At 74.4% G+C, this 26,803-nt stretch carries 16 protein-coding genes; 9 read left to right on the top strand and 7 right to left on the bottom strand.

All coding sequences use genetic code 11. From position 1 onward, the window contains the following. Positions 1-2 precede the first annotated feature (2 nt). Positions 3-2,744 (bottom strand): ATP-binding protein, encoded by a 2,742-nt coding sequence (locus DPM19_RS32430; protein WP_158566964.1) that lies wholly within the window; start codon positions 2,742-2,744, stop codon positions 3-5. 282 nt (positions 2,745-3,026) lie between these two features. Between DPM19_RS32430 and DPM19_RS32425 the strand changes: the two genes are divergently transcribed. Both DPM19_RS32425 and DPM19_RS32420 read left to right on the top strand, forming a co-directional pair. Beyond that, positions 3,027-3,488 (top strand): Hsp20/alpha crystallin family protein, encoded by a 462-nt coding sequence (locus DPM19_RS32425; protein ID WP_111871968.1) that lies wholly within the window; start codon positions 3,027-3,029, stop codon positions 3,486-3,488. Between the two features lie 96 nt (positions 3,489-3,584). Beyond that, the gene (locus DPM19_RS32420; RefSeq protein ID WP_111871909.1) at positions 3,585-5,234 is read left to right on the top strand and encodes an FAD-dependent oxidoreductase; all 1,650 of its coding nucleotides are present in this window, start codon (positions 3,585-3,587) and stop codon (positions 5,232-5,234) included. Between the two features lie 22 nt (positions 5,235-5,256). Here DPM19_RS32420 and DPM19_RS32415 read toward each other — a convergent pair whose 3' ends face one another. Both DPM19_RS32415 and DPM19_RS32410 read right to left on the bottom strand, forming a co-directional pair. Continuing rightward, positions 5,257-5,730 carry a general stress protein gene (locus DPM19_RS32415; protein WP_233511028.1) on the bottom strand — a complete coding sequence of 158 codons (474 nt, stop codon included), beginning with the start codon at positions 5,728-5,730 and terminating at the stop codon, positions 5,257-5,259. Between the two features lie 75 nt (positions 5,731-5,805). Further along, entirely contained in the window at positions 5,806-8,331 is a 2,526-nt protein-coding gene (locus tag DPM19_RS32410; RefSeq protein ID WP_111871907.1) for an ATP-dependent Clp protease ATP-binding subunit, read from the bottom strand. 167 nt (positions 8,332-8,498) lie between these two features. Here DPM19_RS32410 and DPM19_RS32405 point away from each other — a divergent pair, with 167 nt between their 5' ends. Both DPM19_RS32405 and DPM19_RS32400 read left to right on the top strand, forming a co-directional pair. Next, a complete protein-coding gene (locus DPM19_RS32405; protein ID WP_111871906.1) occupies positions 8,499-9,524 on the top strand; it encodes an aromatic ring-hydroxylating dioxygenase subunit alpha in 1,026 nt (341 codons plus the stop codon). Positions 9,525-9,746: 222 nt separating this feature from the next. After that, positions 9,747-10,364: a helix-turn-helix transcriptional regulator gene (locus DPM19_RS32400; protein WP_199485403.1), complete on the top strand. Its 618-nt coding sequence runs from the start codon at positions 9,747-9,749 to the stop codon at positions 10,362-10,364. A 121-nt stretch (positions 10,365-10,485) separates the two neighbouring features. Here the strand turns inward: DPM19_RS32400 and DPM19_RS32395 are convergent, their stop codons facing one another. Then, entirely contained in the window at positions 10,486-13,416 is a 2,931-nt protein-coding gene (locus tag DPM19_RS32395) for an AfsR/SARP family transcriptional regulator (RefSeq protein ID WP_111871905.1), read from the bottom strand. A 266-nt stretch (positions 13,417-13,682) separates the two neighbouring features. Further along, a complete protein-coding gene (locus DPM19_RS32390) occupies positions 13,683-16,961 on the bottom strand; it encodes a BTAD domain-containing putative transcriptional regulator (protein WP_111871966.1) in 3,279 nt (1,092 codons plus the stop codon). A 160-nt stretch (positions 16,962-17,121) separates the two neighbouring features. Between DPM19_RS32390 and DPM19_RS32385 the strand changes: the two genes are divergently transcribed. From DPM19_RS32385 to DPM19_RS32375, 3 genes are all read left to right on the top strand, one after another. Continuing rightward, a complete protein-coding gene (locus DPM19_RS32385; protein ID WP_325050316.1) occupies positions 17,122-17,685 on the top strand; it encodes an NADPH-dependent FMN reductase in 564 nt (187 codons plus the stop codon). A gap of 82 nt (positions 17,686-17,767) precedes the next feature. Further along, on the top strand, positions 17,768-19,291 hold the full coding sequence (locus DPM19_RS32380) for an NCS2 family permease (RefSeq protein ID WP_111871903.1): 1,524 nt from the start codon (positions 17,768-17,770) through the stop codon (positions 19,289-19,291). A gap of 142 nt (positions 19,292-19,433) precedes the next feature. Continuing rightward, on the top strand, positions 19,434-20,690 hold the full coding sequence (locus DPM19_RS32375; RefSeq protein WP_233511055.1) for a PucR family transcriptional regulator: 1,257 nt from the start codon (positions 19,434-19,436) through the stop codon (positions 20,688-20,690). A gap of 59 nt (positions 20,691-20,749) precedes the next feature. Here the strand turns inward: DPM19_RS32375 and DPM19_RS32370 are convergent, their stop codons facing one another. Next, a complete protein-coding gene (locus DPM19_RS32370) occupies positions 20,750-22,474 on the bottom strand; it encodes a S8 family serine peptidase (RefSeq protein WP_111871902.1) in 1,725 nt (574 codons plus the stop codon). A gap of 313 nt (positions 22,475-22,787) precedes the next feature. On the opposite strand from DPM19_RS32370, the gene DPM19_RS32365 reads away from it, so the two are divergent. Then, entirely contained in the window at positions 22,788-24,191 is a 1,404-nt protein-coding gene (locus tag DPM19_RS32365) for an SPFH domain-containing protein (RefSeq protein WP_111871901.1), read from the top strand. Positions 24,192-24,277: 86 nt separating this feature from the next. Here DPM19_RS32365 and DPM19_RS32360 read toward each other — a convergent pair whose 3' ends face one another. After that, complete coding sequence (locus tag DPM19_RS32360; protein WP_111871900.1) at positions 24,278-25,234, bottom strand: acyl-CoA desaturase; 957 nt, start codon at positions 25,232-25,234, stop codon at positions 24,278-24,280. A gap of 253 nt (positions 25,235-25,487) precedes the next feature. Between DPM19_RS32360 and DPM19_RS32355 the strand changes: the two genes are divergently transcribed. Continuing rightward, entirely contained in the window at positions 25,488-26,801 is a 1,314-nt protein-coding gene (locus DPM19_RS32355; RefSeq protein ID WP_111871899.1) for a cytochrome P450, read from the top strand. Positions 26,802-26,803 lie beyond the last annotated feature (2 nt).

Below are 26,803 nucleotides of genomic sequence, written 5' to 3'. Positions count from 1 at the left end.
GCTCACGCCTCCGGGCCGGGCGCGTCCCCGGTGTGCTCCAGGACGAGGCGGGCCAGCTCGACGCGCGAGCCGATGTCGAGCTTGCGGAAGACCTGGCGCAGGTGGAACGCGACCGTGTGGGTGCTGATGAACAGCCGGTCGGCCACGCACCGGTTGGTGAGCCCCTGCGCGACCAGCTCGGAGACCCGCCGCTCGGTCTCGGTGAGGCCGTCCCACCCCGTGGCGGGCCGGCCGGTGCGCTCCCAGTGCCGGCGGCGCTCGCCGAGCCGGCGCAGCCGCCCGCGCACCCGGGCCGCGTCGCGCATCGCCCCGGTCGCCGCGTAGCCGGTGAGGGCCTCGTCGAACCACCGGACGGCCACCCGCCGCCCGGCCGCCCCCTCGGCGAGCAGGACCCCCAGGTCCTCGGCGGCGGAGGCGCGGGCCCAGGGGTCGGAGTGTTCGGCGGCGGCGCGGCGCAGCGCGTGCGGGTCGCGCCGCAGCAGCCCCCGGGCGTGCGCGGCGGCGACGCCCAGGACGGGCAGGCCCGGGTTGACCAGGGCGAGGCGGTCGGCGGTGGCGGCGACCGCCTCGGCCCGGTCGGGTGCCCCGGCCGTCAGCGCCGTCCGGACCAGCCAGGCCGGCGCGGCGGGGTCGCCGACCAGCGCCCGGCCGTCCTCGTACAGTTCGGCCGACATCGCCACGGCGGCCCGCGGCCCCAGCCGGGCCTCCGCGAGTTGCGCGCCGACCGGCCCGGCCCGGGCCAGCGCCGAGAACGTCCCGAAGGACGCCGGCTCCGACAGGAGATCGGCGGGCCCGGCGGCGGTCTCCAGGTCGCCCGCGCGCAGGGCCGCGGCGGCCAGCGAGGACAGCGCGGCGGCGGAGAGCAGGTGCCCCCCGTTCGCGGCCGCCAGGGCCGCCCGGGCCTCGGCGACGGCGTCGTCCAGCCGCCCGGCGGCGAAGTCCAGCCGGGACCGCAGGATCGCCGGTCCGGCCGCCCAGTCCGGGTGGCCGGGTGCCCCGGCCTCGCTCGCGGCGCGGGCCATGGCCCGGCGCGCCTCCCGCGGCCGCCGGACATCGGCCAGCAGCAGGGCGAGGACCATGCCCGGATGCGGCCGGCCGGCCTGGGGCGGCCCGCCGGCCGCCTGGCGGGCGGCGTCGGCCGCGAGGTCGAGCGCGGCCTCCAGCCGCCCCTCGTCCCAGGCGGTCATGGCCAGGACGGTGCGGGCCCCGGCGACCATGTCCCGGCCGTGCCGGTCGGCCGCCGCCAGGATGGCGCGGGCCCGCCGCCCGGCGCCGGTGCCGGGCAGCCCCGCCTCCGCCTGGAGCAGGGCCAGCTCGGCGTGGTCGCGCGGCCCGGCCGGCAGGTCCGGGATGGTCAGCGCGTCCGCCGCCCGCTCCGCCGCCTCCCGGCGCCGGCCCGTCAGCAGCAGCACCGACGACAGCGCGGCGAGCAGGTCGGCCGCGACCGGTCCGGGCAGGGGGTGCTTCAGCGCCTCGCCGGCCAGCTCGGCGGCCTCGGCCGGCCGGCCGGCGGCGGCGAGGGCGTTCACCGCCGACAGCGCGCGGGCGGAGCGGAGCGGGTCGGCGCCGTCCGTCAGCTCGAACGCCCGCAGGCACAGGTCGGCGGCGGCCCGCGGCACGTCCGGCAGCACCGCCGTGGCGGCCCGGTCCAGGCCTGTCAGGGCGTGCGCGTCTCCCGGGGCGGCGCCGGCCATCAGGTGCGCGGCGGCGGGGAGCACCCGGCCGCCGCGGTCCAGCAGGGTCTCGCCGATCTGGCGGTGCAGCGCCTGCCGCACCGGGGCGGGAATCGCTGCGGCCACGGCCTGCCGGACCAGGTCGTGCCGGAAGACCAGGTCGTCGTGCTCGGCGGTGAGGAGGCCCGCGTCGAGCACCGTCTCCAGGGCGGGTAGCAGCCCGGTGGGGGTCAGGCCGAACACCTCCGCGGCGTCCGAGGGGGAGAACGCGCGGCCGAACACCGCCGCGATCTCCAGCAGCCGCCGGGCGGCCGGGTCCAGGTCGTCGAGCCGGCGCTCCACGGCGTCCCGGGCCCGCCGCGGCAGCCGCGCCGCCACCAGCCGGGCCCGGCCCGGCATGACCTCCACCGCGCCCTCGTCGCACAGCCCGCGCATCAGCTCCACCAGGAACAGGGGATTGCCGGCCGCCTGCCCGGCCAGCTCCAGCAGCCCGGGGTCCGGCGGCGCGCCGAGCGTGTCCGCGATCACCTCCGCCACGGCCTCGTCGCCCAGCGGACCGAGCCGCACCCGGGTCGCGCCCGCCTCCTCCAGCAGGGCGAAGAGCCGGCCCGCCGCCGCGCCGCCCCGGCCGGGACACCGGGTCAGGATCCAGCCCACCCGGCATGCCGCGAGCCGGGCCGGGAGGACCCGCAGCGCCGTGATCGTGCCGGGGTCGGACCAGTGCAGGTCGTCCAGGCAGACCAGCAGCGGCCCCGTGCCGGCCCGGGCCGCCAGGGCGGCCCGCAGCAGCCGGACCAGCCGCATCGGCCGGTCGGCGCCCTCGGCGGGGACGTCCGGCTCCAGGCCGAGCGCGGTGAACAGGGGCTCCATGTCCATGAGCTGCCCGAGCCGTTCGGCCCGGCCCGACACCACCGCGACCCCCTCGCGGGCCGCGGCCCGGGCCGCCTCGGCGAGCAGCAGGCTCTTGCCCGCCCCCGGCTCGCCCTCGACGAGCAGCGGCGGCCGGCCGGCTCGTCCGGTGGACCGGAACAGGTCGACCACGATCTGCCATTCCCGCTTGCGATCGCGCATCGCACTACCCCCTGGCGGTGGTCGCCCCCTACCCCTGAGGCCGGTGCCGAACCGGACGCGGGGGCGCGACATCCTCAGGTCTGACGGCCCGGGCGGGTCGCCCGCGCCCGGGGCCGGATCGCCTCCCCGGGGCCCGCCCGGCCTCCGGAGGGCGTCCCGGCGCGCTCCCACCCGCCGGATCCCGGCCCGCCGACCTGCAAGATCGGAGGATGTGACCGCCCCCTGGAGGGAGCAGCCTCGAAAGAGGAGAGGCAGAACCCGTTCATGGAGGAGGTGTTGCAGATGACGCAGCAACCCGTCCGCAGGACCGGCCGGAACCTGGCGGCCCTGGACCCTGACCGGGAGTTCGCGGATATCTACGACAGGATGGACCAGTTGCTCAGCTTCGCCCTCGGTGGGCCGGTGAGCACCACCACCGCCCAGGGCCCCTGGGTGCCGATGGCCGACGTGTCCGAGACCGAGGACTCCTACGTCATCGAGATCGACCTGCCCGGCGTCCGCAAGGACGACGTCGACATCCAACTGGCCGACCAGCTCCTCACCATCACCGGCGAGGTCCACGAGCAGGAGGGGAAGCGGTGGCGGCGCAGGGCCCGCCGGGTCGGGCGCTTCGAGTTCCGCACCTACCTGCCCGGCGACGTCGACACCGAACGGGTCGACGCGCGCTTCGAGCACGGCGTGCTGACCATCGCGGTGCCCAAGGCCGAGGCGGCCAAGCCGAAGCGCATCGAGATCTCGTCCTGACCAGGACCGGCCCCGGGACGTTCCGGGGCCGCTCCGTGGCGGCGGGCGGGCCGGGGGCCGGCCACGAGGACCCGGCCCGGAAGTGAGGGGGACGTCATGGAGCAGCGGTCGCTTCCGGAGACGCCCGACATCGGCGGCGCGTTCCCCCGGCTCACCGAGGACCAGATCGAACTGCTCGCCACCTGCGGTACGCGCCGGCGCACCCGGCGGGACGAGGTCCTGTTCAGCCTGGGGGAGCCGTGCCCGGACCTCTTCGTGATCCTCGCGGGCAAGGCCGCCACCCTGGAGGATGGGAAGGTGGTCAGGGTGCACGGGGCGGGCCGGTTCCTGGGCGAGCTGAACCTGTTCACCAGCCAGCGCTCGTTCATCACCATCGTGGTGCACGAACCGGGCGAGGTGCTCGTCGTGCCGGTGGAACGGCTGCGGGAACTGCTCTCCCGGCACACCGCGCTCGGCGACCTGATCCTGCGGGCCTGCATCATCCGCCGGTCCCTGCTGCTGGGCTTCGGTTCGGGCTTCCGGATCATCGGCTCGCGCTTCTCGCCGGACTCCCGGCGGCTGCGGGAGTTCGCGGCCCGCAACCGGCTGCCGCACCGGTGGATCGAGCTGGAGGAGGACCCCGGAGCCGAGGAACTGCTGCACCGGGCCGGCGTCGAGCCCAAGCAGACCCCGGTGGTCGTGTGGGGCGAGTCGGTGCTGCGCAACCCCGACAACGCCGAGCTGGCCCGGGCGATCGGGCTGCCCGCCCCGGAGCCCGACAGGACCGACGTGGCCGACATGCTCGTCGTCGGCGCCGGCCCGGCGGGCCTGGCGGCGTCGGTGTACGGGGCGTCGGAGGGGCTGGCGACGGTCCTCCTGGACGCGGTGGCCACCGGGGGCCAGGCGGGCATCTCGCCCTGCATCGAGAACTACCTCGGCTTCCCGGCCGGGATCTCCGGTGCCGAGCTGGTCGAGCGCGCCATCGTCCAGGCGTGCAAGTTCGGCACCGAGGTGGGGGTGCCCGCCGAGGTGTCCGGGCTGGACAAGGACGACGGCTACTACCTGGTCCGGCTGCGGGACGGCGGGACGATGGTCGCCCGGAGCGTGATCATCGCCACCGGCGCCCGCTACCGCCGGCTCGACGTCCCCCACATGGCGGAGTACGAGGGGACGTGCGTCTTCTACGCCGCCACGGCCGTGGAGATGGCGGCGGCCCGGGGCGTCCCGACCGTGGTGGTGGGCGGCGGCAACTCGGCCGGCCAGGCGGCGCTGTCCCTGGCCGAACTCGCCGAGCGGGTGACGCTGCTCGTCCGGGGAGGCGACCTGTCCGCGAACATGTCCCGCTACCTGGTCGACCAGATCGAGCGGTCCGAGCGGGTGGACGTGCGGCTGTGCGCCGAGGTCCGGGAACTGGTGGCGGACGGGGGGCTGAACGCGATCGTGGTGGAGGACGGTCGCACCGGCGAGCGGGACCTGCTGCCGGCCCGGGCGTTGTTCGTCTTCATCGGGGCCGTGCCGCACACCGGGTGGCTGCCCGACCAGGTGGCGCTGGACGCCGAGGGCTTCATCCGCACCGGCCGGGAGGCCGGGCCGGGACCCGGCGGCCGCCGGCCCGGGCACCTGGAGACGAGCCTGCCGGGCGTCTTCGCCGCGGGCGACGTCCGCAGCGGGTCGATCAAGCGGGTCGCCTCGGCGGTGGGGGAGGGCGCGGCGGCGGTCCAGCTGGTGCACCGCCGGCTCGCCGCGGGCCCGGAGCCGGCCGACTGAGCGCCGTGCTGTCGGGACTCGCTCAGTGCGGGCCGGTCTCCAGCATGCGGCGAGCCTCGTCCAGGCGGTCCGGGGTGACCCGGACCTCGTAGCGGTCGGCCACCATCTCGCTGCGCGAGAGGAAGTCCCGGCGGCCGCGTTGCAACGCGTGCGCGACCAGGCCGAAGAGGGCTCCGGCGACCAGCCCCCAGAACAGGCCCCACAGGATCACGGCGATCGAGTTGCGCAGCCCGGGCGTGAAGATCGCGAAGAACAGCCCGATGAGCAGGCCGAACCACAGACCCGAAGCGGCGCCCAGGGACGCGGCGCGCAGCATGGTCAGCCGGCCGAGCACCCGCTCGACGAGCTTGAGGTCCATCCCCACGATGACCGTGTGCTCGACGGGGAACCGGCGGTCGGACAGGGAGTCCACGGCCCGCTGGGCCTCTTCGTAACTGCCGTACGAGGCGAGCGGTACATGGGTCCCCATGATCGGGGCGGGCGATGACGGGATCATCTTTCTGACCTCCCCACGAGACGTGGATCGAGCTCCACGACCGACCTGTGATGGATAACCACTTTCCGTAACGGGTCAGCCCAAACGCGGTGATCGTTTGGCCTGCTCCGGCGGCCCGCCGGTGACCTCGAAGGCGAGCCTCCCGTCGCGCACCGTGACGTCCACATGCTGGCCCGGGTGCAGCTCCCCGCCCAGGAGCAGGGCGGACAGGCGGTTGTCGACCTCCCGCTGGATCATCCGGCGCAGCGGGCGGGCGCCGAACTCCGGCTGGTGGCCGCGCCGGGCCAGCCAGTCCACCGCCGCCGGCTCGAACTCGACGGTGAGGTCCTGGGCGCGCATCCGGCGCCGGGTCTCCTCCAGCATCAGGTCGGTGATCTGGTGGAGCTGCTCGGGCTCCAGCCGGCGGAAGACGATGATCTCGTCGATCCGGTTCAGGAACTCCGGCCGGAAGGACTCCCGCAGCCGCCGCATCACCTGGTCGCGGAGCGAGTCGGCCTCCTCGCCGGTCCGGAAGCCCAGGGCGAGGCTGCCGGAGACGGCGTCCGAACCGAGGTTGCTGGTCATGATGACCACGGTGTTGCGGAAGTCGACGGTACGGCCCTGGGCGTCGGTGAGGCGGCCGTCGTCGAGCAACTGCAGCAGGACGTTGAACACGTCCGGATGGGCCTTCTCGATCTCGTCCAGCAGCAGCACCGAGTAGGGGCGCCGCCGGACGGCCTCGGTGAGCTGGCCGGCCTCCTCGTAGCCGACGTACCCGGGCGGCGCGCCCATCAGCCGGCTCACGGTGTGCCGCTCCTGGAACTCGCTCATGTCGAAGCGGATCATGCGCTCGTCGCTGCCGAACAGCGCGTCGGCGAGCGCCCGGGCCAGCTCGGTCTTGCCCACCCCGGTGGGCCCCAGGAACAGGAAGCCGCCGATGGGCCGGTCGGGATCGCCCAGCCCGGCGCGGGACCGGCGGACGGCCTCGGCGACCGCCGACACCGCCTCGTCCTGCCCCACCACCCGCTCGTGCAGGTGCTCCTCCAGCCGGAGCAGCCGGGCGCGCTCCTCCTCGGTGAGCCGGGCGGCGGGGATCCCGGTGAGCCGGGACACCACCTCGGCGATGTCCTCGGGGGTGACCTGGGGCACGACCGTGCTCCCGCCCGACCCGCCGCGGCCCTTCTCCAGCTCGACGATCTCGTCGCGGAGGTCGGCCGCCTTCTCGAAGTCCTCGGCCGCGATGGCCTGGTCCTTCTCCCGGCGGCGGCGCTCCAGCCGCTGCTGGAGCTCGCGGACGTCGCGCCCGGGGACCCCGACGCGGAGCCGGACGCGGGCGCCGGACTGGTCGATCAGGTCGATCGCCTTGTCCGGCAGGAACCGGTCGGTCAGGTAGCGGCTGGACAGCTCGACCGCCGCCACCAGCGCCTCGTCGGTGAAACGCACCTGGTGGTGCGCCTCGTAGCGGTCGCGCAGCCCGCGCAGGATCTCGATGCTGTCCTCCTCGCTCGGCTCGGAGACGAGGATGGGCTGGAACCGGCGCTCCAGGGCGGCGTCCCGCTCGACGTTCTTGCGGTACTCGTCGATGGTCGTGGCGCCGACGACGTGCAGCTCGCCGCGGGCCAGCGCGGGTTTCAGGATGTTGCCGGCGCCCATCGCGCCCTCCGCGCCGCCCGCCGTCACCATGGTGTGGATCTCGTCGACGAAGACGACGAGCTCGTCGCCGTGCGCGCTGATCTCGTCGATGATCTTCTTCATCCGCTCCTCGAAATCGCCGCGGTACCGGGTGCCGGCGACGAGCCCCGCCAGGTCGAGCTGGACGAGCCGCTTGTCCCGCAGGATCTGCGGCACCTCGCCGTCCACGATGCGCTGGGCGAGCCCCTCGGCGATCGCCGTCTTGCCCACGCCCGGGTCGCCGATGAGCACCGGGTTGTTCTTCGTCCGCCTGGAGAGCACCTCGATGGTCTGCTCGATCTCCTCGTCCCGGCCGATCACCGGGTCGACCTTGCCCTCGCGGGCCAGCTCGCTGAGGTCGCGCCCGTACTCGTCCAGCGTCGGCGTGCTCGACGGGGGACGGCCGCCCCCCGCGCCCCCGCCGCCGGCCGCCGCGTTCCGCAGCGTCTCGGGGGTGATGCGCGCCGCGGCGAGCAGCCGCCCGGCCGCCGACTCGCGGTTGACGGCCAGCGCGAACAGCAGGTGCTCGGGGCCGACGTAGGACGAGTCCAGCGCCCGGGAGATCTGGTAGGCGTCCAGCAGCGCGCGCTTGGCCGACGGGGTGAGCTCGGGCGGCGTCTCCCGGGCCGTCCCCGGCGGGGCGTCGGCCTCGACCCGGCGGGCGAGCTCGTCGGGGTCGCCCCCCGCCCGGGCGAGCAGGTGCCGGGTGCCCTTCTGCCGGGTGGCGGCCCACAGCAGGTGGTCGGTGTCCAGGTCGGGGCTGCCCCGCTCGGCGGCCCGGCCCGCCGCGTCGCGCACCAGCTCCCGGGCGGGCTCGCTCATCAGCCGGGCGATGTTGATCCGCTCCACCGGGCGGCGCGGTGTCTCGGCGCCGAAGAAGCGGGAGAGGAACTCCTCGAAGGCGTCCCGGTCGCCGGGCCTGTCGCCGGCTCCATGGTGGTCTTCGCTCATCGCGTGCCCCTCCCCCCTGGGCTCCCGCTGGGATGCCACGTCCCCCTACCCGCGCGCCTTTCCCGAAACGCGCGGGCTTTCCAGCAGACGGAATGGGGGGTTTCCGGGGTCGTGCGGCCGGGTGAGAGTCGGCGCACGCGTCCGATCGACACCAGGAGTTCGCGGCCATGGGCTTTGCGCGCAATCAGTGGTACGTCGCCGCCTACGGCGAGGAGGTGGGCGACGGCCTGCTCGCCCGGACGATCTGCGGCGAGCCGGTCGTCCTCTACCGGACCTCCGCCGGAGCCGCGGTCGCCCTGGCCGACCGCTGCGTGCACCGGCGGTTCCCGCTGTCGGCGAGCCACCGGGAGGGCGACCGGATCGTCTGCGGGTACCACGGCTTCACCTACGACCCCGACGGCTCCTGCGTGGCCGTCCCGGGCCAGACCCGCATCCCGCGGACCGCGCGGGTCCCCGCCTACCCCGTGGTGGAGCAGGACTCGCTGGTCTGGCTGTGGATCGGGGACGCCGGGTCGGCCGACCCGGCGGCGATCCCGCGCGCCCCGTGGCTGGACTCGCCCGGCTACACCACCGTGCGCGGGATGGAACCGCTCGCGGCCCGCTACGAACTGCTGGTGGACAACCTGCTCGACCTGTCCCACGAGACCTACCTGCACGCCGGGTACATCGGTACGCCGGAGGTGGCGCAGACACCCATCACCACCGAGGTCGACGAGGACGCCGCGGTGGTGCACGTGCGCCGCCGGATGAAGGACGTCGAATGCCCGCCCTTCTACGCCGAGTCCACCGGCATCACCGGGCGCATCGACCGCTGGCAGGACATCGAGTACCACCCGCCGTGCCTCTACCTGCTGCACAGCCGGATCGCCCCCACCGGGGTGGAGCCGGGCCCGGACGGGGACGACTCCGGTGCCTGCCACGCCGAGATCGTCTACGCCATCACCCCGGAGACCGAGACCACCACGCACGACTTCTGGATGGTCGCCCGTGACTTCGCGCTCGACGACGCGGACGTCTCGCGGTTCCTCGCCGAGAGCAACCGGACCGTGGTCCTGCAGGACGTGACGGCGCTGAACCTGCTGGAGCGGGTCATCGCCGCCGAGCCCCCGGGCTACCAGGAGCTCAGCATCAACATCGACACCGGCGGCCTGGCCGCCCGCCGCCTGCTGCGGCGGATGACCGAAACCGGCTGAGGCCCGAGGGTCCCGGCCGACCGATCCTCCGGCCGACCTCGGATCGCGTGCGCCGGTACGGGCGGGCCGTTGATCCCGCGTCAATCGGCTGTTGATCGCGGGCCGGCATCATCGGTTGCGGGTGGGGCGTCCGGCGGGCGCCCGAATCCAGTCGATCGGCTTTGCCCCGGACGAGGCGCCCGGGTCAGTACCGTCCACGACGAGCCGTGGGACCGGAGGACGATGAACAGAATCCCGGTGGTGGTGCACGCCCCCGACCCGATCTCGATGGCGGGAGTCGTCAGCGGCCTGCGCGGCCGCCCCGAGCTGGCCCTCGTCGACACGGCCGAGGCCGCCGCCGTGGCCGTGATCGTCGCCGAGACGGCCGACGCCCAGACCATGGCCACCGTGAAACGGTGCGCGCGGTCCGGCCGCGCCCGCGGCGTCCTGATCGTCTCGCAGATCAAGGAGGCGCAACTGCTGGACGCGGTGGAGGGCGGTGTCGCGGCCATCCTGTGGCGGCACGAGGCCGGCGCCGACGGCATCACCCGGGCGATCGTCGCCGCGGCCCGCGGTAACGGGGATCTGCCGCCCGACCTGCTGGGACGCCTCCTGAAACAGATCGGGCGGATCCAGCGTGGCGTCCTGCACGCCCAGGGCTTCACCTCCTCCGGCCTGGCCGAGCGGGAGCGGGAGGTGCTCGAACTGGTCGCCGAGGGCCTGGACACCGCCGAGATCGCCGCGAAGCTCGCCTACTCCGAGCGCACCGTGAAGAACGTGCTGCACGGCCTGACCAACCGGCTGCACCTGCGCAACCGGGCACATGCGGTCGCCTACGCCATCCGTGAGGGGTACATCTGATGCCCGCCGGCGGGGTGGGCGGCGTCCGAGCGGGGCGTCCTGGTCATCCGGCACCGGCCGGGACGTCCCTTGCGGGCCCGGCGGCCAGGTCCCCTGCCGCCGGGCCCGCCCCTCCGGGGCGTCAGCCGGTGAGCGCCGGCCGCTCGCCGAGCAGGGCGCGCACCCCCGCGGTCCCGGCGGGGGACCCGATCCGGTCGAGCGTGTCCAGCGCCATCTGCAGGCAGATGTCGTTGTCGGGGTAGGCGCGGATGCCGGCCAGGAACCGGCCGAGGACGGTCAGCAGCCGGGCCCGGCGCTGCTCCAGGTCCACCGCGCCGGAGACGTGCAGGGACTCCTCGGCCAGCTGGGTCGTGCTGCCCGCCAGTTCGGTCACCCGGTGCAGCGCGGCGATGCCGGCCATGGACTCCGGCGTGCGGTCGCGCGCCTCCAGGATGTCCAGCATGGTGCGGAACCCGTCGCGCCCCGCGGGCGGGTGCAGGGCCCGGGCGCGGACGTAGACCATGTGCGTCCAGCCGACGACGGTCCACAGCTCCCGGGAGAGCTCCTCGCCCGGCAGGTTCCCGTACCGGGCGTGCCGGATCCGTCCCGGTTCGGTATGGGACGCCATGAGCACCAGGCTGGAGAGGAACGCCACGGACGCCCGCACGCCGAGCGCGGCGACCATCGCCGTGGCCTCGTCGCACCGGCCGCTGGCCTCGCCCGCCCGGTCCCGGTGGACGGAGGTCACGGCCCGGATGATGAACGCCGGGGCCAGCGCCTTCCACTGGCCGGTGGCCGTGCTGAGCGCCGTCACCCGGTGCAGCTCGGCCCGCGCCTCCTCCTCCCGGCGCAGCTCCCAGAGGGTCCAGAAGAGTGTGTAGCGGGCCCGTGCCTCGCCGTGCGCGTGCCCGGCCCGGTGGGCGGCGAGGACCGTCGCGTCCGCCAGCTCGTGCAGCTCGGACACCCCCATGCCGAGGTCGATGAGCTGGACCATGACCAGGACCAGCTCGGTGACGGCCTCCAGCGGGCCGTCCGGGTCGTTGATCGCCTGCCGGGCCACCGCCAGCACCGAGGCGTGCTCGTGGACGGCCCACGCCACCGCGCCGTCCAGGTCGGAGAACGGCGGCGTCCGCCAGGGCGCGGCCGGCACCGCCGGGAAGAGCCGGCTGGGACGGAGGAGCTGGTAGAGCGCCGTCGCCGCCACCAGGTGGTGGTGCACCAGCCGGTCGAGGGCGGCGCGCCGGCCGGCCGGCCCGTCCTCCTCCTCGGCCAGCGTGCGGGCGAACAGCCGGAGCAGGTCGTGGTAGCGGTAGCGGTCGGGCTGCGACGATTCCAGCAACCCCAGATCGACCAGCGACTCCACCAGGATCCCGGCGTCGTCGGCGGGCAGGTCGAGCAGGGCCGCCGCGGCGGGCAGCGAGATCCCGGGGCCCTCCGGCAGGGCCAGCAGCCGGAACGCCCGCGCCAGGTCGGGGGCGAGCTGGTCGTAGCCGAGCCGGAAGGACGCGGTCACGGCCAGGTCGCCGGCCCGCAGCTCGGCGAGCCGGTTCCGCTCCCGCGCCAGCCGTTCGGCGAACCGGGCCAGCCGCCAGGCGGGCCGCGCGGCGAGCCGGGCGGCGGCGATCCGCACCGCCAGCGGGAGGAAACCGCAGGCCGCCGCCACCTGCCCGGCCGCGTCCGGCTCGGCCGCCACCCGGTCGGCGCCCGCGATCCGGGCGAGCAGCGCGACCGCCTCGCCGGGGGCCAGCGCGTCCAGGTCCACCTGCCGGGAGAGGGCCAGCCCGGTCGTCCGGGCCCGGCCGGTCACCAGGACCGCGCACGACGGCGTCCCGGGCAGCAGCGGGCGCACCTGGGCGGCGTCGCGCGCGTCGTCCAGCAGCACCAGGACCCGCCGGCCGGCCAGCCGGGAGCGGAACAGGGCCGCGCGTTCCTGACGGCCGGCGGGGATTGTGGTCTCGGCGACCCCAAGCGCGCGCAGGAACCCGGCGAGGACCTCGGCCGGGTCGGCGGGGTCGTCGCCCGCGCCGCGCAGGTCGGTGTAGAGCTGCCCGTCGGGGAAGTGGTCGCGCACCGCGTGCGCGACGTGCACGGCGAGCGCGGATTTGCCCACCCCGCCGATCCCGGAGAGCAGGACCGTCCGGGTCGCCTGGGAGCCTTCGCCCGGGCCGGCCGCCAGGTCGGCGCGCAGCCGTGCGGCGATCTCCGCCCGGCCGGTGAAGTCCGGGACGTCGGAGGGGAGCTGGGCCGGCGGCGCGGGCGGCGGCGCGGGGAGCCCGGGCGGCCCGGCGGGCCGGGCCGGCGCGGCCAGCCCCGGGTCGCCCCGCAGGATCCGCCGGTGCAGGTCGGCCAGTTCGGGGTCCGGGCCGACGCCCAGCTCCTCGCCCAGCACCCGCTCGGCGGCGGAGAACACCCCGAGCGCCTCGGCCCGCCGCCCGCCGCGGTACAGCGCCAGCATCAGCAGCCGGCGCAGCGGCTCGTGCAGCGGGTGCTCGTCGACCAGCGCGGTCAGCTCCTCGACGACCGTGGTGTGCCGGCCGAGCTCCAGCTCCGTCTCCAGGCGGGTGCGCAGGGCGGCCAGCCGCCGCTCGCCGAGCCGGATCCGCTGCGCCTCGGCGTACGGGCCGGGCAGGCCGGCCAGCGGGGTGCCCGCCCACATCCCGTCGGCCGCGCGCAGCAGATCGACCGCCGCCGCCGGGTCGCCGCCGGCGCGGGCGCGGGCGGCCGCGGCCACGTGCTCCTCGAAGACGGCGGAGTCCAGGGCGTTCGCGGGAACCCGCAGGGCGTAGCCGTCCCCCGCGGAGACCAGGATCTCCGGGCGGGAGCGGTCGGCCTCCAGGGCGCGGCGCAGCCGGGACGCGTAGGTGCGCAGTGTGCCCGTCGCCCGCGCGGGTGGCTCCTCGCCCCACAGGGCGTCCACCAGGTCGCCGGCCGAGGCGGTCCGGTTCCGCCGCAGCAGCAGGGCGGCCAGCATGGCCTGCTGCTGCGGGGCGCCCAGCTCCAGTTCGGTCGTGCCCCGCCAGGCCCGCACGGGCCCTAGTACGGCGAAACGCAGCTCCGTGTCCGGTCGCCCCACCGCGCCTTTTCCTTCCCGTTGTCCGCCGGAAACGCTATCTCGTGCTCGCACGTCGTTAGTGGGACGGGCGGTCGCACATCTTTGTTCGGGCGCCGGCGGCGGTGCCGGGCCGCTGGAATCGCACCGGCCATCGGTTGTCGACCAGTTCTGACCAGCCTTTATCACAGCATGGTCGCGAACGTGGACCGTTCCCGATCGGTGAACGTCACAGGGCTGTGTATTCACCCATTCCCGGGGGCGGAGAACTGTGCCGGAGAAGCGTTTCCTCAGCCGCGGGCGCCGGCGCTCCGGACGCCCTCGACCTCCCGCAGGCAGTCGGCCGGGGAGAGCGTACCGCCACGGGCGGACTCGGTGGCGAAGTCCTCCTCGGCCAGCACGGCGCGGATCCGGGCGGTGGCGCGGTCGATGTCCTCGCGTTCGAGCGGGCTCGGCGCCAGGCCGAGGGACCGGCGTATCCCGGTCGCGGCCCCCAGCATCCGGGCGGCGGCGTGCTGGTGACCGGCCAGGCTCAGCGCGCCGGCAAGGCCCTCCAGCGCCCCGGCCGAGTCCCGGGGCGCCTCGAACCGGATGGCGCCGGCCAGGGCGTCCCGGTGGCAGGCCAGCGCCCCGGCCGCGTCCCCGCGCAGTTCCGCCAGGTGACCGAGCGGCACCTGGATCATCGACGTGTGCGGCGCCGGGGCGTCGTCGTCCCCGTCGCCTGTCGTCTCCCACGGTGCCGCCGCCCGCAGCAGGGCGCGCAGGCACGTCTCGGCGGTGTCGAGGTCGCCCTCCCGCAGGGTGACGGACGCGAGGGTGAACTCGGCGAGCCAGCCGATCGACCGGTGGCCCTGCTCGGTGGCCATCCGCAGCGCCCGCTCGGAGTACTCCCGGGCCCGCGGGTAGGCGCGCAGCATCATCGAGGTCCAGCCGAGCCAGGCCAGCCGCATCGCGACGTCCGGCCACAGCCGCAGGTCCTCGGCCATGCGCAGCCCCTCGCGCTGCAACCGGGCGGCCCGCTCGTGGTCGCCGGTCAGCTCCGCGTGGGCGGCGAGCCACTCCGCGGCCTGGAGCTGCCCCCAGCGGTCGCCGAGGCCGCCGAACAGCCGGGCGGCCCGCTCGCTCTCGCGTTCGAGCGCCGCGGTGTCGCTCCGGAAGTGCGCGTGCTGGGCCCGGACGATGCGGGTGGCGGCCTCCCCCCAGCGGTCGCCGGCCGCCTGGAACCCGGCCATCACCCGGTCCAGCAGGTCGTCGGTCGGCGCGAAGCCGTCGACCTCGACTCCGGTGTAGGCCAGGAACCACTGGGCCCGGGTCCGGACGGCGGGGTCGGCGACGCCGTCGAGCGCCCGCAGCGCGGCCGCCCGCCGGGCGGGCCAGCCGGCGGTGTCGCCCTGCAGGACGCCGAGACCGGTCCGCCAGGCCAGCGCCCGGGCGCGATGCTCGGCGGGGCCGCCGTCCAGGGCCAGCGCCGCGTCCAGGGAGCGCAGGCCCTCCGCCAGCCGGCCGCGCAGGAACCAGTACCAGGTCAGGGCGTTTCCCAGGCGCAGCGCCAGGCCGGCGTCCCGGCCGGCCACCGCGCCGTCCAGCGCGGTGCGCAGGTTGGCGGACTCGGCGTCGAGCAGCCGCAGCGAGCGCGCCTGGTCGTGGCCGTGCAGGTGCGGTTCGGCCCGTTCGGCCAGCCCGGTGTGGTACTCCTGGTGGGCGCGGCGGACCCGGTCGTGCTCGCCGAGCTCGTCCATCCGGTCGGCGCAGTAGGCGGCCACCGATTCCAGCAGCCGGTAGCGGGGGCCGCGGGGGCCGTCGTCGCCGTGCTCGGCCATGACCACCAGGGAGCGGTCGACCAGGCGGACCAGCAGGTCGAGCACTTCGCCCGCCGGCAGGTCGTCGCCGGCGCAGACGGCTTCGGCCGCCTCCAGGGTGCACCCGTCGGCGTGCACGGCCAGCCGGCGCAGCACCGCCCGCTCCGGTTCCGGCAGCAGCTCCCAGCTCCAGTCGATCATCGCCGTCAGGGTCCGCTGCCGGGGCGGGGCGCCCCGGTGCCCGGTGGCCAGCAGCCGGAACCGGTCGTCGAGCCGGGCCACCAGGCCGTGCACGCCGAGCGACCGCACCCGGGTGGCCGCCAGCTCCAGCGCCAGCGGGATGCCGTCCAGCCGCCGGCAGAGCACGGCGACCGCCGCCGCGGACTCGGCGTCGAGCCGGAACCCGCGCGCCGCGGCGGCGGCACGGTCGGCGAACAGCCGCACCGCGGCGGTGCGCTCCAGTTCCGGGAGGGCGGCGTCGCGGCCGGGCACCTCCAGCGGCGGGACGTTCCAGACCACCTCGCCGGACGGCCCGAGCGGTTCCCGGCTGGTGGCCAGCACGCGCAGCCCTGGCGCGGCGCGCAGCAGCGCCGCCACCAGCTCCGCGACGGGCTCGACGATGTGCTCGCAGTTGTCCAGCACCAGCAGCGTCCGCCGGGCGGCCAGCGCCGTGGCGAGCCGGTCGACGGGGGAGCCGGAGCCGCCGGGGGCGTCCCGGACGTCCAGCACCCGCATCACCAGGTCGGTCAGCGCCCCCGCGGGCTGCCGGACGGCCGCGCGGTCGAGCGCGGCGAGCTCGACCAGCCACACCCCGTCGGGGAAGCCGTCGGCCAGCCGGCCGGCCGCCTCCACCGCGAGGCGGGTCTTGCCCACCCCGCCCGGCCCGGTGAGCGTGACCAGCCGGCCGGTCGCCTCCGCCGCCAGCCGGGCGCAGATCTCGGTGACGGCGTCGTCCCGGCCGATCAGCGGGGACGCCGGCGCGTGCAGGTTGGTGCGGGGGCGGGCCCCCGCGGCCGGGGCGTCCAGCGCGGGGTCCTGCGTCAGGATCGCCTGGTGCAGGGCGGCCAGCTCGGGCCCCGGGTCCAGGCCCAGCTCGTCGGCCAGTTCGGTGCGCAGCCGCTCGTAGCTCTCCAGCGCCTCGCTCGGCCGGCCGGCCCGGTAGAGGGCGCGCAGGTGCGCGGCGCGCAGCCGTTCCCGGAACGGGTGCGCGGCCAGCAGGTCGCCGAGCTCTCCGGCCAGGACGCCGTGCTCGCCGAGGGCGAGCCGGACCTCGGCGTGGTCCTCCAGGGTGGTGAGCCGCAGCTCCTCCAGCCGGGCGATCACGGCCTGGGCGAACGGCTCGTCGGCGAAGTCGGGGAGCGCCGGGCCGCGCCACAGCGCCAGCGCCTCGGCCAGCACCGCCGCCCGGTCCGCGGGGCCCGCGGTCTCCCGCGCCCGGGCGACCAGGGAGCGGAACCGGTGCGCGTCCACCCGGTCGCCCTCGACCTGCAGGAGGTAGCCCGCCGGGCGGGTCGCCACCAGCGCCCGGGCGCCGGGTTCGGCGTCCTCCAGGACCCGGCGCAGCTGCGAGACCTTGGCCGACAGGGCGCCGGGCGGGTTGCCGGGCAGCGCCTCGCCCCACAGGTCGTCGATGAGCCGGTCGGCCGGCACCGGGCGGCCCTCGTGCGCCAGCAGGTCGGCGAGCAGGGCGCGGACCTTCACTCCTGGGACGGGGACAGGCCGGTCGTCGTCGGTCCACACGGCCAGCGGCCCAAGCACCCCGAAACGCATGAGCCGCACCATAACCCCATTTGGGTTCACCCGATGGTGAACGGTGCGAACCGGGTGATCGGCCGTAAAGAAACGGTAAGCGGCTCCCGGCAGGGTGGATCCGTCGCGAAGGACGACGGAACACCGGAGGTGGAAGATGTCGGAGGGGAATCCGCTTCGGGTGGCGGTCATCATCGGCAGCACCCGCAGGGGCCGCTTCGGCCCGACCGTGGCGGGCTGGTTCGCCGCGCAGGCGGGCAGGCGCGCCGACATGGACGTCGACCTGGTCGACCTGGCCGAGGCCCGCCTGCCCGAGACGCTGCCCGACCATGATGAGGACGTCCCGGAGCCGGTGCGGGCGCTGGCCCCCCGGCTGGCCGCCGCCGACGCCTTCGCGGTGGTGGCGCCCGAGTACAACCACGGGTTCCCGGCGCCGCTCAAGACCGCGATCGACTGGTACTACGACGAGTGGAAGGCCAAGCCGGTCGCCCTGATCACCTATGGCCGGGAGTCCGGCGGCCGGTACGCCGCCGCCCAGCTCCGCCAGGTGTTCGGCGAGCTGCACGCGGTGACCATTCGTGATGGCATCAGCCTGCCGTGCTACTGGGAGCAGTTCGCGGCCGACGGCTCCTGGCCCAAGGTCACGGCCGACTGCAACGCAGCCGTCAAGACCACGCTGGACCAGCTTTCCTGGTGGGCGCGTGCCCTCCGGGAGGCGCGGACCCGCGTGCCGTATGTCGGCTGAGTACCGCGATAACAGAGTTGTTGTTATTTCGTGCTTAATAGCCTGCTTTTTAATGGTGTGTAGCTCTGTCAAGGTGCGGCCCATGAGCAGCGAAAAGACGGCGGAGACGGTGGAGAGCCGTCCTCCCTCCGGCGGCCTGGACAGGTACTTCAAGATTTCCGAACGCGGCTCCACCGTGTCCCGCGAGGTGCGGGGCGGGCTGGCCACGTTCTTCACGATGGCCTACATCGTGGTCCTCAACCCATTGATCATCGGCACGGTCGCGGACCGGGACGGCCAGTTCCTCGGCGACCTGACCCAGCCCGGGGCGAGCATCCCCCTGGTGGCCGCGGCCACCGCCCTGGTCGCGGGGTTGCTGACGATCGCGATGGGGGTGATCGGCCGGTATCCCTTCGCGATGGCGGCCGGGCTCGGCCTCAACGCGGTCGTCGCATTCGGCATCGCCAGCGGCATGTCCTGGGAAGACGCCATGGGCATCGTCGTGCTGGAGGGCCTGGTCATCGCGGTGCTCGTGCTGACCGGGTTCCGGGTGGCGGTCTTCCACGCCATCCCGATGGGGCTCAAGGCCGCCATCGCCGTGGGCATCGGCCTGTTCATCGCGCTGATCGGCTTCGTCGACGCCGGGTTCGTCCGGCGCATCCCGGGTGCCGTGGGGGAGGCGGCGGTGCCGCTCCAACTGGGCGCGACCGGCAGCCTCTCCGGCTGGCCGACGCTGGTCTTCGTCGTCGGGCTGCTGCTGACCGTCCTGCTGGTGGCGCTGCGGGTCAAGGGCGCGATTCTGATCGGCATCGTGGCCACCACCGTCTTCGCGATCCTGGTGGAGTGGATCGCGAAGGTCGGCCCCTACAACGCCGGTCCCGGTCCCGACGGCAAGCCCGTCATCAACCCCGACGGGTGGCAGCTCAACGTGCCCGAGCTGCCCGGCGACGTGATCGGCAGCCCCGACCTGCGGCTGATCGGTGACTTCAGCCTGTTCGGCAGCTTCGAGCGGGCCGGCGTGGTGGCGGCGCTGCTGTTCGTGTTCACGGTCATGCTGGCGGACTTCTTCGACACCATGGGCACCGTCGTCGGGGTCGGCACCGAGGGCAAGATGCTCGACGAGAAGGGCAACCTGCCGGGCGTGCGGAACGTGCTGCTCGTCGACTCCGTGGGCGCGGCGGCCGGCGGTGCCGGGTCGGTATCGTCCAACACCACCTACATCGAGTCGGCCGCGGGCGTCGCCGAGGGGGCGCGCACCGGCCTGGCCAGCGTGGTGACCGGGGTCCTGTTCCTGGTCGCGATGTTCTTCGCGCCGCTGGTGACGATCGTGCCGTTCGAGGCGGCGAGCCCGGCGCTCGTCGTGGTCGGTTTCCTGATGATGGCCCAGATCCGGCACATCGACTTCGGTGACCACGACATCGCGATCCCGGCGTTCCTCACGATCGTGCTGATGCCCTTCACCTACTCGATCACCGCGGGGATCGGGGCGGGCTTCATCGGCTATGTGGTGATCAAGGCGGCTCGCCGCAGGTTCGCCGAGATCCACCCGCTGATGTGGCTGATCGCCGCCCTGTTCGTGGTGTACTTCGCCCTCGAACCGGTGAAGGAACTGCTCGGCGTCGGGTAAGCGCCGGCCCGGGTTCCCGGGTTGTACGACCGTGACAAAACGACCTTGGAGTGATAGTCACAGATTTAGTGTGCTGAGTCACACTAGAGTCTCAGGTGGAGAATCTGGTGTTTTGTTCGTGGGAGGCGTCGTCTTGACAGCAGTGGACCACCACGGCACCGGTCGCGACAACTCCGCGCACGAAACCCTGTCCGAGCAGCCCTGGCGCGAGGTACCGCCAGAGGAGGCACGGTGGATGCGGCCGCATCTGCCGCACCTGAACGAGGTCATGGTGGCGGGCGTACTCCGGCACGTGCCGGAGTACGCCCGGGCCGACGAGATCTACGTCCAGGTGGCCCGGGCGGCGACCGCCCGCGCGATGGAGCACTTCGTGCAGATGATCGCCGACCCCGAAACCTCCTGGGACGAAGTGCACCAGATGTTCTTCGACGTCGGCTACGGCGAGGCCATCGAGGGACGCGGCCTGGAACACCTGCAGAACGCCATGCGGATCTCCTCCCGGATCGGCTGGCGGTACCTGTCGGTGGAGGGCGAGCGGCTGGGCAAGCCCCGGGCGCTGATCAGCCTGCTGGCCGAGGTGAACTTCGCCTACCTCGACCAGCTCGCCTCGGCCGCCGCGCAGGGCTACGCCCGGGCGCGGGAGAAGACCGCCGGTGAGCGCGAGCAGCGGCGCGCCCGGCTGCTGAGCCTGCTGCTGGCCGAGCCGGCCGTCCTCCCGGAAGTGATCGCCGAACAGGTCTCCCTGGCCGGCTGGCCGATGCCCAAACGGCTGGCGGTGATCCTGCTCCAGCCCCGCCCGGGCGGCGGCGGGGTCGGCCCCACCGGGCTGCCGCCCTCCTGGCTGGTCGGCGTCGACCGCGGCCAGCACTGCGTGATCATGCCCGACCCGGACGGGCCCGGCCAGGCCGAACGGCTCTCCGTCACCCTCGCCGGATGGACCGGGGCGGTGGGGCCGACGGCCCCGCCGGAGGAGGCAAGGGTCTCGCTGCGCTGGGCGCGGCGAGCCCTCGACCTGGTCGCCGAGGGCACCATCCCCGCGCGCGACCCCTCGCGCCTGGCGTTCCTGGTGCGCGCCGAGGAGTACCTGCCCGGCCTGCTGTTGCAGGAGGGGCGTGACCTGGCCCGCATGGTCGCGAGCCGGCGGCTGGCGCCGCTCACCGACGCGGGCCCCCGGCAGGGGCCGCGGCTGGCCGCGACCCTGCTGGAATGTCTCAAGAACGGGTTCAACGCCACCGACGCGGCCACCGCGCTGTGCGTGCACCCGCAGACCGTCCGCTACCGCCTGGGCCAGCTGCACAAGCTCTTCGACTTCGATCTGGAGGATCCCGAGATCCGGCTGGAGATGATGCTGCTCGTGCACACCTGGATGCAGGACCACGCGGAGCCGTCCGCCGGTTAGACCGCGACGGCCCCCGCACCGAGAGGAGGGTGCGGGGGCCGTTGTGCTCCTGCGGCCGGTCAGTGCCGGGCGGCGTGCACCGCGGCGAGGGCGTTGATGATGCCGTTGCCGTAGAAGCCGTTGCCGACCCGCGGACCCTCGCAGGTGTGGGTCGTGGTGACCGTCTGGTAGGAACCGTCGGCCTGCTTCACCTGCCGGGTGTAGGTGTAGTTGCCGCCGGGCGGGCAGGGCCGGCTCGCGGCGGTGCCGCGGAGGATCGCCTCGGTCAGCCGCGGGTCGAGGGACAGCCCGTCCTTGCTGGGCCGCCCGTACCTGCTGACGATCAGGGCGGCGACGCCGGCCGCGTGCGGCGCGGCCATCGAGGTGCCCTGGAGCGACTGGTAGTAGGCGCAGGTGGTGCCCTTGCAGCTGCGGACCACGTAGGAGACCTTCGGCGTGCCGTCAGCGTTCAGCTCGCCGCGCGCCCGGGCCAGCCGCTCGGGGTAGGCGGCCCAGATGCCCCGGGCGTCGTCGGCCCGGTTGTCGGGGGTGTCGTACTTGTCGCCGCCGGGCGCGGCCACGGACACGTAGCCCTTGCCGAAGCTGGAGTAGTACGCCTTGCGCCCGCTGATACCGGTGGCGGAGACGGGAATGACGCCCTTGCCCTCGGACGGCATGGAGAAGCAACTCGGCGTGACCTGCCGGGAGCGCGGCGCCTCACCGGGCTCGGAGGCGAAGTCCGGGCTGGAGGTGTCGGTGTACGGCTTGGTGTAGTCCGTCGCCTCGTTGCCCGCCGCGGCGATCAGCGTCACCCCGCGGCCGCGGGCGTAGTCGAGGGCCCGCTGCGCGGCCTGGATGATGACGCGCTGCTCGGCCTGGTCAGCCGGCGAGTCGGCCGGGTTGGCCGTGCAGTTGAACAGCCACGGGTCGATGTAGTAGCTCATGTTGACCACGTCGATGCCGTGGTCGCCGGCGTAGGTCAGCGCGTCGATCGACGGCTGGAGGAAGAAGTAGCCGGAGTCCTGGCCGGCGCGCAGGTTGACCAGCGAGACGTTCGGCGCGACGCCGGCGATGCCGAGGCCGTTGCGCGGCGCGGCGATCGTGGCGGCGACGTGCGTGCCGTGGTCGCTCTCGTCCACGTCCGGCGGGTCGACGCAGTTCGGGGTCTCGCACGGCCCGTCGACCGTGGCGCCGTTGGCGTCCACCGGGATGTCGGTGGTGAAGTTGCGGCTGAGCGCGCGGTTGAAGTTGGGCGCGATGTCGGGGTGCGAGGCGTCGATGCCGGTGTCGAGGACGCCGACGAGGACGCGCCGGTCACCCGGCTCCACCCGGTAGGAACCGGTGGTGGTGGCGCCGATCTGCCGCATGTTCCACTGCAGCGGGGCGAGGGGTTCCTCGCCCTTGCCCGGCAGGCCGGGGAGCCGGCCGTGCGTGCCGCGGCCCTCCTTCTCGACCGTCTGGCGCTTGCGCGTGACCTGGGCGGCCCTGGGGGCGTGGCCGATGGTCCGGTTGGCCGCCGCGCCGGCGAGCGCGGCCCGCCGTCCGGCGTCGGTGACGAACCGCACGTTGGCCGTGCGGACCGTGGCGACGCCGACCGCGGTGTTCTCGGTGACGATCGTGCCACCGGCGGCCTTGATGTCGGCCCGGGCCTGCTTGAGCGGGGCGCCCTCCTTGTAGAGGACGACGTATTCCCGGGTTTCCCCGGTTTCCGCCGGAGCCCGGGACTGGGCCTGGGCCGTGTACGCGGGGATCGCCAGCGCGATCGCGGTGACGCCGCCGGTGAGCGCGAGGAGGACTCGCCGCACTGTTACCTCCTGGAGAGGGGAATGTCGGGTTTATGGCCTGACCCGGCGACGCTACTGATCCTTCCTTTTTGATGGCGACCCATCTGCACATCACAAAACAGGACATTTTCGATGAAGAGCGCCCTATTCGGTCACTCTCCGCGACGCATGGTCATGATCGGCTACGTTACGTCACCCGGCACCGATCTTGCATCCACCGGAAAAAGCGACATCGGCCGAGCCGGACGGGGTGATCCAAGACCATCTGCTTTTACCGGTTGCGGGGGTAAGGCGCGGTGGGCGAGACTCGGCGGCGATCACCCAGGAGGAGCCGATGAGCGCCGCCGACAAGGGCAGTAACACCTACCTCGAACAGGTCGTCGCGCAGCAGGCCGTCCTCGAGGACGACCTGCGGGCCCGCCGGAGCGCCGCCCCCGCCGCCGCCACCCCCCCGGGGATGCCCCCGCCGCCGGGGCCGCTGGCCAAGCGCGACCGGGCCCTCGGCGGGACGGCCCCCGACCGGTCCGCGCCGGGCCCGGTGGACGTGCGGATCAGCGGGTTCTGGCGGTGGAAGAACGTGCTCGTCCCGCCGAACGCCTTCGTGGTGCACACCCGGCGGGGCCGGGAGGCTCCGCTGCACGTCGGGTTGGGCGTCTCGTTCCGGTACAACCCGGCGACGGACTCCTTCCTGGTGGTGCCGGGCGCGACCCAGACCATCCTGATCAACGCGTACTGCATCTGCCAGGAACTGCAGGGCGTGCTGGTGCAGGGCTACGTGCAGTGGATCATCCAGGACTTCGGTACCGCCTACCGCAAGCTGGACTTCAGCGACGCCCACGATCCGATGCGGCTGGTGAACCTCCAGCTCAAGGAGCAGGCCGAGGCCGCCATCAAGGACAAGGTCTCGACCATGGGCGTGCGCGACGTGCTCAGCGACAAGCAGCCCATCATCGAGGAGCTCACCGCCCGGCTGCGCGCGGTGGCCGAGGGCGAGGACACCGGCGACCAAGGGTTGGGGCTGCGGATCGTCACGGTGCAGATCAAGGAGGCCGTGGTCAGCTCGTCCCGGCTCTGGGAGAACCTGCAGAAGCCCTACCGGTCCGAGCAGGCCCAGATCGCCCGGCTGGCCGAACTGGCGGCCGAGGAGACCATCGGGCAGCGCGAGATGGCGGCCGGGCGGCTCAAGGAGACCCAGCGCCTGGAGTACGAGCGGGAACTCGCCGACCTGCGGGCCCGCAACGAGGCGCAGCGGTTCGACACCGAGACGGCCGAGCGGCTGCGGCGCACCAAGCGCGAGCACGACGACACCCGCGAGGTCGCCGAGCTGCAGACCGAGACCACCCGGCACGCGCTGCGGATGGAACGCGAGCGGCACGCCGAGGAGGCCGAGACGGGCCGGCTGCGGATCGAGCGCGAGCAGGAGCTCAAGCGGCTGGAACTCGACGGCGAGCTGGCCCTGGTCCAGGCCCGCGCCCAGTCCCGGCACGAGCAGGCCCTGCTGGAACTGGAGCGGGAGGGGGCGCGGGCCGCGATGGAGAACGAGCGGACCCCCGCCAGCATCCAGGCCCAGCTCATCGCGGCGCTGCCCGAGGTCATGGCGAAGCTGCCCAAGCCCGACGAGCTGCGGACGGTGACGATCGGCGGCGCCGACCAGACCACGGTGTCCGGCCTGCTCGCTCAGCTGACCGCCGTGGTCGGCGCGCTGCGCGCGGCCACCGACGACGGGACGTCCCGCTGAACCCACGCTGACCCCAAGCCGACGGTCTGCTGGGCCGCACTGACCGTACACGGGTGGTCTGCTGGGCTCGTGCCGACCACACGCACTCAGCCGGCGGGGCCGGCGCGGGCGTCCTCCAGGCGGGCGGCCAGGCGGGCCGGGTCGGGCCAGCGCACGTCGTGGGCCCAGCCCACCTGCTCGAAGCAGCGGATCAGCCGGGCGCTCGCGTCGAACTGTCCCTTGAGCACCCCGTGCCGGGCGCAGGCGGGTTCGGCGTGGTGCCAGTTGTGCCAGCCTTCGCCGAAGGTCAGCAGCGCCACCCACCGGACGTTGGCCGAGCGGTCGCGGGTGGCGAAGTCACGCCTGCCGAAGGTGTGCGCGATGGAGTTGACCGACCAGGTCACGTGATGCACCACGGCATAGCGGACCAGCCCGCCCCAGAAGAGGGCCGTCAGCGCCCCGGACCACGACATGGACCACAGCCCGCCGGCCGCGGCGGGCAGCAGGAACGACAGCGCCGCGACGGCCGGGTAGGCGGCGTCGAGCCGCCGGATGTCGGGGTCGGCCAGCAGGTCCGGGACCCAGTGCCGCCGGCTCGACCGGTGCCGTGCCGTGTAGAACCAGCCGACCTGGGCGTGTAACAGCCCGCGCAGCAGGGCCAGGCCGCCGTCGCCGTAGGCCCACGGGGAGTGCGGGTCGCCGGGGCGGTCGGCGTACTTGTGGTGGCGGCGGTGCTCGGCGGCCCACAGCGTGGCGGGCCCTTCCAGGGCCAGGCCGCCGGCCACCGCGAGCCCGACGCGCAGCGGCCGGCGGCACTTGAAGGAGCGATGGGTGAGCAGCCGGTGGTACCCGACGCTGATCCCGAAGATGCTGATCACGTACATGACGCCGGCGATCACCACATCGCGAGCCCCGATGCCCCGCCCCCAGACGACGACGACCGCCGCCGCCAGCGCCAGCACGGGCAGCACCACCAGGACGACCAGATAGGCGTTCCGGCGTCCGGTGGAGATCGCCACCATCCCGGCGGCCACGGGCTCCGGCCGGTTCGGGCGTGCGGGCATGCGGCCTCCTTCGTGTCGGGGCGGGGCGCCCGCGGCCATTCAACGGCCGGTCTTCGGCGTGCCAGTAGTCACCCGGAGGCCAAGAAATCATTACTCTCGGAACTTATTCTTCTACTTTTCGTAGTCAAATCTTGTGGTGGCGGCAACGGTCGGCTAGCTTCTGGCCACGGAAAGTGATCACCGGGTGGCGGGCCGGCGCGGCAGCGGGGTCCGGCCGCCCTCCGCACGGCTCACTGAGCGGAGGTCAGCCTGCATGAACCCGATCGGCCAGCCGCCCCCGGACGGCTACCTGGCGAGGTACGAAGCGGCCGCGGCGCGTGACCCCATGGCGGGGCTCGGCCTGCTGGCCGGGTGGCTGCGCGCCGAGTGGCGCCCCCTCTTCGCGGAGCTCCGCGCGCACCGGCCCGTCCTGGTCACGCCCGCCTTCACCGTCGTGACGCGCTTCGCGGACGTCACCGAGATGCTCTCCCGGGAGCAGATCTTCACCGTCGGCGCCTACACCCCGCGGTTGGAGGCCGCGCTGGGCGGGCCCGTCATGCTGAGCCGCGACGCCACCGCGATCAACTGGCGGGAGAAGGGCCTGATGCAGGTCATGCTCGCTCCCGAGGACGTGCCGCGGGTGCGCGACCTGGCCGGGAAGATCGCCGACGAGGCGCTGGACGCCGCCGCGCCCCGGGGCCGGATCGAGGCGGTCGGCGAGCTGTTCCGGCACGTCCCCCTGCGGGTGTGCGCCGAGTACTTCGGCTTCCCCGGGCCCGACGCGCGGACCATGTCCCGCTGGTCCAGGGCGGTGATCACCGACGTCACGGCCAACCTGGCGGGCGACCCCGCGCTCCGTGCCGCGTCGGTGCGCGCGGGCGAGGAGATGATGGCCTACCTGCGCGCCCTGCTCGCCGACCGCCGGGCCGCGCTCGCGTCGGGGCAGGACCCGCCGCCGCAGGACGTGTTCGGCCGCCTGCTGCGCACGGCGCTCCCTGCGGAACTCGGCTTCGACGACGAGCGCCTGGTCATCAACGCCGCCACCCTGCTCCTGGGGTTCCTGGAGAACGCCGCGGGGTCGATGGTGCACCTGGTGGGGCAGATCCTGGGCAGCCCGCGGGTGCGCGCCGAGGCCGCCGCGGCGGCCGGTGACCCCGACCCCGACCGCTTCGACGCCCACGTGTGGGAGGCGCTGCGGTTCGACCCGTTCCTCAAGCTGATCGCCCGGGTGTGCGAGCGCGAGCACGTCCTCGCGGCGGGCACCCCGCACGAGACGACCGTCCCGGCCGGCTCCCTCGTGCTGGCCGCGGTGGCGTCCGCCATGTTCGACGAGGGCGCCGTGACCGAGCCGGCCACCTTCCGCCTCGACCGGCCCGACCACGTCCGGCTGCACTTCGGCCACGGCCCGCACGCCTGTGTCGGCGCGCACCCCGGCGCCGCGGTGGTCTGCGAGGTGACGCGCCGCCTGCTGCGGCGCCCCGGCCTGCGCCTGCTCCCGCCGCCCGAGGGAGCCGTCGTCCGTGACCGGGACGTCTTCCCCGACCGGTTCGTGCTGGGGCTCGGCGCGCCCGGCGAGAAGGGAATGTGAGC

The sequence above is a fragment of the Actinomadura craniellae genome, assembly GCF_003289645.1.
Lineage (GTDB): Bacteria > Actinomycetota > Actinomycetes > Streptosporangiales > Streptosporangiaceae > Actinomadura_D > Actinomadura_D craniellae.
The sequence above is the reverse complement of the archived record's forward strand: the minus strand, read 5'-3'. Positions and strand labels throughout refer to the sequence as shown.